Below are 8,994 nucleotides of genomic sequence, written 5' to 3' on the forward strand. Positions count from 1 at the left end.
TGCGCGAATGGACGGGCTCACACGGTGAGGTCGGCGACGATGCGGGTGACTGCGCCGGACTTCATCGCCTCGAAGCCCTTGTCGATGTCGTGGAACCCGATGACGTCGCTGACCATCTCGTCGAGCAGCAGCCGCCCCTGCTGGTACAGGCGGGCGAATTGGGCGATGTCCTCCTGCGCCTGGCCCGAACCCATATAGGAGCCGATGAGACGCTTCTCGGAGAAGAAGAAGTTCCAGGCCGGCAGCGTCAGGTCGGTGCCGTCGGGTGCGATACCGACCAGGCACGCGGTGCCGGTGGGGCGCAGCACCTCGAGCGCGGTAGCCGCGGTCCGCGCGCTGCCGACGGCCTCGAACGAGTAGTCCACGCCGTCGCCGAGCAGGTTCTGGATCTCGGCGGCGACATCCGCCGCACCGTTCATGATGTGGGTGGCGCCGTAGGTCTTCGCAGCGGCGAGGCGGGCGTCGTCGAGGTCGACGGCGACGATCGCCGAGGCGCCGGCCAGGCGCGCACCCTGGATGATGGCCGAACCGACACCGCCGCAACCGATGACGGCGACGGTGGAGCCGGGACGGACTTCGGCGCCCCGGAACACGGCGCCGACACCGGTGATGATGCAGCAGGAGAGCAGGCAGCCCACGTGCAGGCTCACCTCGTCGTCCACCTTCACCAGCGCGTTCTCCCGCATCAGCGTGTGCCGGGAGAACGCGCCGACATCACCGAGCCGGTGGATGACCTGACCGCTGGGCAGCTGGAACGCGGGCCGCGGTCGCTGCCGGATCTCGGTGATGCGCTGACACTGGGTCGAATGCCCGGCCTGGCAGTTGCGGCACAGCCCGCACGAGGGGGTGAGGGCGCCGACGACGCGGTCACCCGGACGTAACGTGGACACCGCGGAGCCGACCGCCTCGACCACACCCGCTACCTCGTGCCCGACCACCACGGGCAGGTCGGCGCCTACGGTTCCGGTCATGTAGTGCAGGTCGCTGTGGCACAGTCCGACATTCGAGACCGCCAGCCGGACCTCGTGGGGTTCCGGGTCGTCGACCAGGATCTCGGTGAACTCCAGCGGTTGCTCCACCGCCGTAAGAACAGCTGCTTCGGTGGTGATCATGATCGACTCCGATCTCGATTGTTCTGCGCGGACGCCGGGGACGCCGCGTTCTTCGATGTCCAGAAACCTTCGATGCCTTCGCTGAAGGCGCCGGACTCCCATGCCTGGCGGGCGGCGTCGTCCTCGCGGGCGAACGCGGCCTCGATGTCGGCGGGCTGCGGACGCAGCAAGCCGAGGTGCAATGCGGTGATCCGTGGATCGGAGTTCCACTGCCGGACCACCTCGACCGCACGGCCGACCAGAGTCTCCGGGGCAACGATCTCGTCGAGCAGCCCGATCCGCAGCGCTTCCTCGGCGCCGATCCGCTGGGACCCGAGGGCGATGCGCATCGCGTGGTTGCGGACCAGCCGGCCCATCAGAAAGCTGGACGCATTGGAGACGATGATTCCGCGGTGGTTCTCCGGTTGGAAGTACTCGGCGGCCGGGCTGCCGATCCGTCCGTCACAGCACAGCGTGATCTCCGCGGCACCGCCGACGGCGATCCCGTTCACGGCCGCGATGACAGGGATCTTCGTCTCGAGGATCGCGCGCGTGATGTCGTGGAAGGTGGCGAACGCCTCGCGGATCTCCGCATAGGTGGATGGCACAGCCTGGAGGTCCTCACCTGCGGAGAAGGCTCGGCCGGCGCCGGTGAGCACGATCCCGCGCACCGGACCACCGGTCCCGAAACGGCGGATGGCCTGTGCGAGCAGCACCCGGGTGGCCACATCCAGCACGTTCAGCTTCGCCGGGCGGTTCAGGGTGAGCACCGCGACGTCGTCGGCGATGTGTATGTCCAGATAGTTGTCGGTCATGTCCGGCTCCTCAGTCGCGCGGCGGTCGCAGGTCGTAGGTCGTGCCGGGCTGCTCGGCGGCGCGCGCCTTCAGCGCGGGTTTCGACACGCGTTCGGAGGGGGTGCGCGGGAAGTCGGCGACGAATTCCACGTAGCGCGGAAGTTTGAAACGCGCCAACTGCTTTCGGGTGTCATCCACGATTCGCTGCGCGGTGTCACGGCTTTCCGCCACGCCGGGAGCCAGTTGCACGAAGGCCTTGACCTCCTCGCCGAACAACTCGTCCGGCACGCCGACGACGGCCGCCGCGACGACGCGGTCGTCGCGTTCCAGCACACGTTCGACCTCCGCGCCGGCGATGTTCTCCCCGCCCCGGCGGACCATGTCCTTGAGCCGCCCCACCAGGCGGTAGCTCCCCGCCTCGCGGACTGCGACGTCGCCGGTGTGCAGCCAGCCGTCGCGCAGGACCCGCGCGGTGTCCTCGGGCCGGTTCCAGTAGCCGAGCATCATGGGCTTACCGGAGGTGACGAGTTCGCCGGACTCACTTTCGCCCACGTCGCGGCCCTGCGGGTCGACCACCCGGACCCGCTTGGTCGGCACCGGCCGGCCCAGCCGTCCGCTGCCGATGTCCTCGGTGGCTTCGGGCAGGCTCACCAGGTCGACGCCGGTCTCGGTCATCCCGAAGATCTCCCGCCACGGTGCGCCCCATCGCTGTTCGAGTTCCGCGTGCAGCGCGGCGGGGATCGCCGAGCACAGCACGATGCGCAGGTTGTTGTCGCGGTCCTGTGGGGTGGGCGGCTGTTTGAACAGCAGCGTCGGCATGGAACCGAGCACATAGACGAAACTCGCCCGGTGCTTGCGGACATCGGCCATGAATCCGGACGCGGAGAACCGGGGCAGCACCACCAGGGGCGCCCCGACAGTGAGGCACAGCGCGGTGTTCCACTGTGGGTCCATGTAGGAGAACGGCTGCGAGGTGAGCGCCACGTCCTCGGCGCCGAGACCGGCCGCGTTCGCGCACACCCAGCCGAGCCGGGTCCAGTAGTCATGGGTCAGCATGCACGCCTTGGGGAAACCGGTTGTTCCCGAGGTGTATTGCAGGTTCGCGAGGGTGTCGCCGGTGACGGTGACCGCCGGCCGGTCCGCCGGGTAGTCCGCGAGCACGCCGGGTGCCGCCACATCGAGGATCCGGACGTCGGCCGCCTCGCTGTTGGCGGCACGCACCTCGTCGACCACCGGGGTGTGCTCTGCATCGGTGATCAGCACTCGAGCCCCGGAATCGCGCAGCACGAATTCCAGGTCCGCGCGCTGGTAGGACGAGTTCACCGGGACCGTCACGCCCCCCGCCTTCAGGATCGCCAGCCAGGCAACCGGCCACCGGACCACGTTGGGCAGCATGATCGCGACTCGGTCGCCGGGGCGTACGCCGTCCTCGGTGACCAGCCGGTGGGCCAGGCGCGAGGTCCAAGCGTCGATCTCGGCGAAGGTCCACGATCCCTCGGCGAACCGGAGGAACTCACGGTGCGGACAGTGGACGGCCCGGTCGGCCAGCAAGCCGATCAGGGTGTCGATCGGCGGGTCGAGTACCAGACGATCGAGCGCGATCGAGCGCTCGGGGTGGACCGATTCGACTCGAGTCATGTCGTCCTCTTCGCGGGTAGCAGGGTGTAGGTCATCGATCGACCTGCAGTCGTCGACGTCGGCCGAGGCGGCACGCACGCAGCGGAGGGAAGTGCGATCACCGGGATGGAAATGTGAGGCCTGCCATAACGGTAGCGGTAACTGGGTCATTTGATCAAGGCATATGACTAAGTTTCCTCAACGCGCCACCCGGCACCAACCATCCGAGGCAGGTGGGGGCTGGTAATGTCGAGATTGACTTGATCAATTGTTCAGGTGATTCGAAGGAGTATCCGCATGGCTCGCATCCCCGCCGCCGAACGTCGCGCCGAACTGGTGGCCGCGGCCGTGCGCGTGATCGCCGCCCACGGCGTGGACGGGGCGACCACCCGCCGCATCGCCGAGGAGGCGAACGCTCCCCTGGCGACGCTGCACTACTGCTTCGCCACCAAAGAGGTGCTGTTCGCGGCGGTGTTCGAATACCTCGCCGGCGAGTATCGGGATGTGCTGCACCGCAGCGATGTCCACAGCGACACCCAGAACACCGCCCGCGGGCTGCTCCGCGGCGTACTCCAGTGGTATCTGGAGAATCCGGACTTCGGCGCGACCATCCTCGAGCTGATCAGCTGGGGGCAGCGCGAGGGCGAACAGGCCGAGGTCGTCTACACCGAGGCGTACGCGACCATGCGCACGATCTTCGAAGGCACGACGACGGCCGCGGGGCGCCCCGTCGACACGGAGGCGATCGACCAGCTGATCTACGTGGTATCCGCGCTCTCGGACGGCTTCGCGCTCAACTGGCTGGTGTTCACCGACTCCGCCGCGGCACAGACTCAGATGGAGCTCACCGTGGGTGTGCTCGACGCGTGGATGGCGGTCAACCTCCAAACGAGCGCACCCCCGGCCCGGCAGGCCGACCTCGCGCCCGAGCCGGACATGCGGTCGCTGGTGTCGTGGGTGCGCGTGAAGTGATCGCATCCGCACAGCGACGATTGTGGCCGCCACCGGAAAAGTAGCGGCCACGGTCGTTTTCACTGTCTCGGCTCAGCGCCGCTCGGCGGCCGCGTCGACGAGCCAGCGCAGGGCGCCGTCGTCGGCGATCATCCACTCGGGATGCCATTGCACCCCCAGCACCGAAGCGCCGGGCAGCTCCACGGACTCGGCGACACCGTCGTCCGTGCGACCGGTGACGACCAGCCCGGCACCGCACATATCGATCGCCTGATGGTGCCACGAATTGGTCACCAATCGGTCACCGAACACCTTCTGGGCCACAGTTCCCGGATCGAAGGTGACGATATGACCGGGGTCGCCGTCCGACAGCGGGCCGGCTGTCATCAAGTGCTCGATCGACCCGACCGGCAGGTCGGCGATCAACGTGCCCCCGAGGGTCACGTTGAGCACCTGCATGCCACGGCACACACCGAGCAGTGGGATCCGGCGGTCCAGCGCCACCCGGGTCAACGCGATCTCGAACTCGTCGCGACTCAGGTCGTGGACCGAAGGGTCGCCTAGAGGATCGATCCCGGTCAGCACCGACTCATCGCCACCCCAGCAGCTCGGATGCACGTCCTGTCCACCGGTGATCAGCACACCGGACAGCCAGTCCCCCAGCGCGGCCGGGTCGGCGTCGTAGGGAAGCATCACCGGCACCCCGCCGGCGCTGGTGATCCGCTGGGCGAAATCGGAGAGGAAGCTGTCGGTGAGGCGATGACCGTAGCCCGGGTGCGAGCCCCTGACCAGATCCATCCTGAACCGTCGTCCGGTCAGGCCGATCAGCGGCTTCGCCCGGTTCCCAGCCGCCTTTGTCACGGGAACTCGAAGTAGCGGCTGGACTCCCACTCCGACAGCTCGGCGAACGGATCGCCACCGGTGGTGTGGAACTGCATCCATTCCCACCGGCGTGTGCCCACCCAGTAGTCGACGAACTCGTCGCCGAGTTGCTCGCGCAGGATCAGGTCGGACTCGAGCGCGTCGGCGGCCTTGGTGATGGTGTCGGGCAGCCGTTCGAGGTCGGGCGCACACCAGGCCATATCGCTGACCGGGTCGGCCGGTTCGAGCGTGCCGTCGACCCCCGCGGTCACGCCCGCCAGAATCGTCGCGACCGCAAGATACAGGTTGGCGTCGGCACCGGGAACGCGGTACTCCAGGCGGGAGTACTTCGGGTGACCGCAGACCGCGCGCACCGCGGTCGTCTTGTTGGCGATACCCCACGTCACCGTGGTCGGCGGCCCGCTCAGATCGACCAGGCGGCGGTAGGAGGTGATCTGCGGAAGCATCACCGACGTCGCTCCGCGCATCGTCGCGAGCAGGCCGGCGACCGCGTGCCGCATGGTGTCCGACGGCCCGCCGGCGGCGTAGAACGCGTTGACATCGTCGCGCTGCAGCGACAGGTTGACGTGCGAGGCCTGCCCGTAACCCGCGGTCGGTTTCGCCATGAAGGTGACAGTGTGGCCGAGTTCGAAGGCCACCTCGCGCATCACCTGCCGGGCGCGGGCCCAGTTGTCGCACACCGAGATCGGGTCGGCGGGCACGAGGTTGAGCTCGACCTGGCCGGCCGCGTCCTCGTCGCTCCACGCCTCCCACTCGATGCCGATCTGCTCCAGGCGCCGCGTCACCACCGACATGTAGTCGACCCAGTCCTTCGACTTCGCCAGGTTGTAGGCGGTACCCGCGGCGCCGCCGAGCGGGGTCAGATCGCGGTACCCCTTCGCCCTCGCCTCGTGCACCGACTCCTGGAACAGGGTGGCTTCGATCTCGACCGCGACAGTGGCGGTGAAACCACGGCTCGCGAGCCGGTCGACCATCGCGCGCGCGAGATTGCGCGGACAGGTTCCGATCGGGGAACCGTTGGTCTGCCAGTAGTCGCCGATCACCGACTGCACACCGGGGGCCCACTGCACCAGCGTGGACATGTCGGGCCGGAACTGCAGGTCGGCGAGATGACCACGCCAGTCAGGGTAGGCGAAGCCGAGCGTCGGCGCGTTGCCGAGGTCGAGGCCGAACAGCAGGTCGGCCATCGCGAAGCCCGATTCCGCGCTCGCGGAGAACTTCGCCGGCGCGATGTTCTTGCCGTGGAACGAGCCGTCGTGGTTGGTCGACTCGATCCGGACGGTGTGCACGCCGGGCTCTAGAGCCGGTGCAGCAGTGGCGACTTCAGACATCGTAACGAACCTTCCAAGATGCGGCGACCAGCACCGACAGCTGCGAGAGCGTGCCGCGCACGCCGATGAGACCGGTGGACAGGGCGGCGAGCAGATCGACCGCGCCGGTGAAGACGGCGGCCAGCAGATCCGGCGGCCCCGCGATGACATAATGGCTCTCCCCCTCGCCCGCGACGACCTGATCCACACCGTCGGGACCCTCGATGACGGCAATCAGCATGTCGGGGATGCCCGGGACCGAGCGGGCCTTGTCCCAGAAGCTCAGGGCGGCGGTCTTCCAGTCCGGCAGCGGTGGCGACAGCAGGGTGAGCGCCACCGCCGCGAACTCCGCCGAGCCGGCGGGTTCACCGACCGGGGCGAAGAACTGGTTCAGGTCGACTGTCGCGTCGAGATCGGGCTCGACGAACACACCGCCCGATACCGCGATCGCACCGTCGGCGAGGGTGATCGTGGCCGCCTGCGGGGTGTCGTGGGAACGGATCGCGATCGCGCCGGTCAACCCGTCCGGCAGCAGCGAGCTGTCGGCACGGAGGGAGTCGGCAATGGTCCGGGCGATCAGCCGGACGATCGGACTGGCGTCGTCCTCGATCCGGATGTCGACCCCGCCGACCGCGTCGGCCCCGCGCGTCGCGGGACCGATCGTCGTTTCGGTCATGTTGTTGTCCTTTCGATGCGACGAGATCGTGTGCACGGAACACCGTCGACAGCGGATCCCCAATGAAACGTGAATTTCTAGTCAAACGTCTGGGTCAGTTGACTATGATGGTGAGGCACAGATCACTTCTTGTCAACGACCGGCGAGGTTTCTCATGAACAAAGACATTCCCGCGTGCTGGAAACTGCTCGATGACCAGGCCGCAGCCATGGCGACCACAATCGGCCAGATCTTGGCGAAACCCCTCCATGAGCTGGGACCCGAGCGGGCTCGCGCGCTGGTGAACTCGTCGCCGTCGGCCGATCCGATCCACCCGCTCGACCATGTCGAACAACTGACCGTCCCGACGCGAGCCGGGACCATCGCGACACGGCTCTACCGTGCGAACCGGACGACGGGCGCTGCCGCACCCACCCTGGTCTACTTGCACGGCGGCGGATTCGTCCTCGGCACCCTCGACGGCGCCGAGGAGCTGTGCCGGGCGATCGCACACGGATCCGGCTGGACGGTCATATCCCTCGAGTACCGTTTGGCACCCGAGAACCCGTACCCGGCAGCGCTGGAAGACTGCGTCGACGCCTACGCCTGGCTGCGCCGATCGGCCACCGTCCTGGGCATCGACCCGAATCGGATGGCCATCGGCGGCGACTCCGCCGGGGGCAATCTCGCTGCCGCCCTGTGCCTGTACCGCCGCGACGAGGGCTCCGACCAGCCCGTCGCACAAGTCCTCGCCTACCCCGCTGTCGACGACACGTTCTCCAGACCGTCGTGGTCGGAGTTCGCCGACGCGCCATTACTCGGCGCCGCGGAGGGCCGCTGGTGCTGGGAGCAGTACGTCGGCGCCGCCCACCCCGGTGGTGACCCATTCGCGGCACCGATGCGCGCGGAGTCGTTGCGGGGTCTACCGCCGGCGCTGGTCATCACCGCCGAGGTCGATCCGATCCGCGACGATGCCGAGGCGTATGCGCAGCGGTTGCGGGACGAGGGCGTCGCGGTGTCGTCGACCAGGTACACCGGGGTCTTCCATGGCTTCTTCACCGAGGTCGGCGTGTTCACGCAGGCCGAGCAGGCGATCGGCGAGGTGTGCTGGTACCTGCGCGATCTCGCATCTCCGTAACGACACGATCACCCCTTGACGACCGAATGGATCCGTCGATGATTACGAATCATTCGACATAGTCAGATGCTCATGTCAAGCCTTACATCACCACAAACCGAGTCACACAGAGCCGTAGTCATCGGCGCCCACGAAACATGCAGAGAAAGCTTCTATCCGAAGTCGAGCCCCATGGGTCGAACTGGCGCAGTCCGGACCATGGCCGTGGCACCGATATATCACACACTCGACGGGCAACAACCAGATCAGATGGGAACGTACCCGGTGACGGACCCGACCTGGAACTGCGCTTTCCCAGCAGTTTCGGGGCGTAGCGAGCTACGTCCGGAGGATTTGAACCTGCGTCAAGTGGTCGCAGTTTCAAACCGATCTCTGTGGCGAACGAATCTCGCCAGTCACCTCACGTATTCTAATGTCACTAAGAGGACGTCTTACGTGGGTGTAATTCGTTGTGCGGCATGATGTGACCCGTGGTCGACAGGCTTGCTCAACGGCTGGTCCCGGATGCGTTGTGGGACATCGTGAAACCGCTGCTCCCCGAGTTCACGCCGAGAC

Annotated in this window: 8 protein-coding genes; 2 read left to right on the forward strand and 6 right to left on the reverse strand. The window is 67.3% G+C overall.

The genetic code is table 11. The annotated features are described in order from the left end of the window. Positions 1 to 17: 17 nt before the first annotated feature. The 3 genes from QH196_RS31905 to QH196_RS31915 are packed head-to-tail and all read right to left on the reverse strand — an operon-like array spanning position 18 to position 3,524. Positions 18 to 1,112 (reverse strand): Zn-dependent alcohol dehydrogenase, encoded by a 1,095-nt coding sequence (locus tag QH196_RS31905; RefSeq protein ID WP_280419564.1) that lies wholly within the window; start codon positions 1,110 to 1,112, stop codon positions 18 to 20. Beyond that, entirely contained in the window at positions 1,109 to 1,906 is a 798-nt protein-coding gene (locus tag QH196_RS31910; protein ID WP_280419565.1) for an enoyl-CoA hydratase/isomerase family protein, read from the reverse strand. The genes QH196_RS31905 and QH196_RS31910 overlap by 4 nt, the downstream gene beginning before the upstream one ends. Before the next feature lie 10 nt (positions 1,907 to 1,916). After that, on the reverse strand, positions 1,917 to 3,524 hold the full coding sequence (locus QH196_RS31915; RefSeq protein WP_280419566.1) for an AMP-binding protein: 1,608 nt from the start codon (positions 3,522 to 3,524) through the stop codon (positions 1,917 to 1,919). A gap of 276 nt (positions 3,525 to 3,800) precedes the next feature. Here QH196_RS31915 and QH196_RS31920 point away from each other — a divergent pair, with 276 nt between their 5' ends. Further along, positions 3,801 to 4,475: a TetR/AcrR family transcriptional regulator gene (locus tag QH196_RS31920; RefSeq protein ID WP_280419567.1), complete on the forward strand. Its 675-nt coding sequence runs from the start codon at positions 3,801 to 3,803 to the stop codon at positions 4,473 to 4,475. Between the two features lie 72 nt (positions 4,476 to 4,547). Here QH196_RS31920 and QH196_RS31925 read toward each other — a convergent pair whose 3' ends face one another. Genes QH196_RS31925 through QH196_RS31935 form a run of 3 tightly spaced genes read right to left on the reverse strand, consistent with a single transcriptional unit; the run spans position 4,548 to position 7,322 of the window. Further along, positions 4,548 to 5,252, reverse strand: coding sequence for a gamma-glutamyl-gamma-aminobutyrate hydrolase family protein (locus tag QH196_RS31925; protein WP_280419568.1), 705 nt, complete (start codon positions 5,250 to 5,252; stop codon positions 4,548 to 4,550). Between the two features lie 59 nt (positions 5,253 to 5,311). Beyond that, entirely contained in the window at positions 5,312 to 6,667 is a 1,356-nt protein-coding gene (locus QH196_RS31930; protein WP_280419569.1) for a glutamine synthetase family protein, read from the reverse strand. Further along, positions 6,660 to 7,322, reverse strand: coding sequence for a hypothetical protein (locus QH196_RS31935; RefSeq protein ID WP_280419570.1), 663 nt, complete (start codon positions 7,320 to 7,322; stop codon positions 6,660 to 6,662). The genes QH196_RS31930 and QH196_RS31935 overlap by 8 nt, the downstream gene beginning before the upstream one ends. A 154-nt stretch (positions 7,323 to 7,476) precedes the next feature. Here QH196_RS31935 and QH196_RS31940 point away from each other — a divergent pair, with 154 nt between their 5' ends. Continuing rightward, complete coding sequence (locus QH196_RS31940) at positions 7,477 to 8,439, forward strand: alpha/beta hydrolase (protein WP_280419571.1); 963 nt, start codon at positions 7,477 to 7,479, stop codon at positions 8,437 to 8,439. Positions 8,440 to 8,994 lie beyond the last annotated feature (555 nt).

Origin of the sequence: Nocardia carnea, from assembly GCF_029868325.1 — a bacterium.
Taxonomy (GTDB): domain Bacteria; phylum Actinomycetota; class Actinomycetes; order Mycobacteriales; family Mycobacteriaceae; genus Nocardia; species Nocardia carnea_C.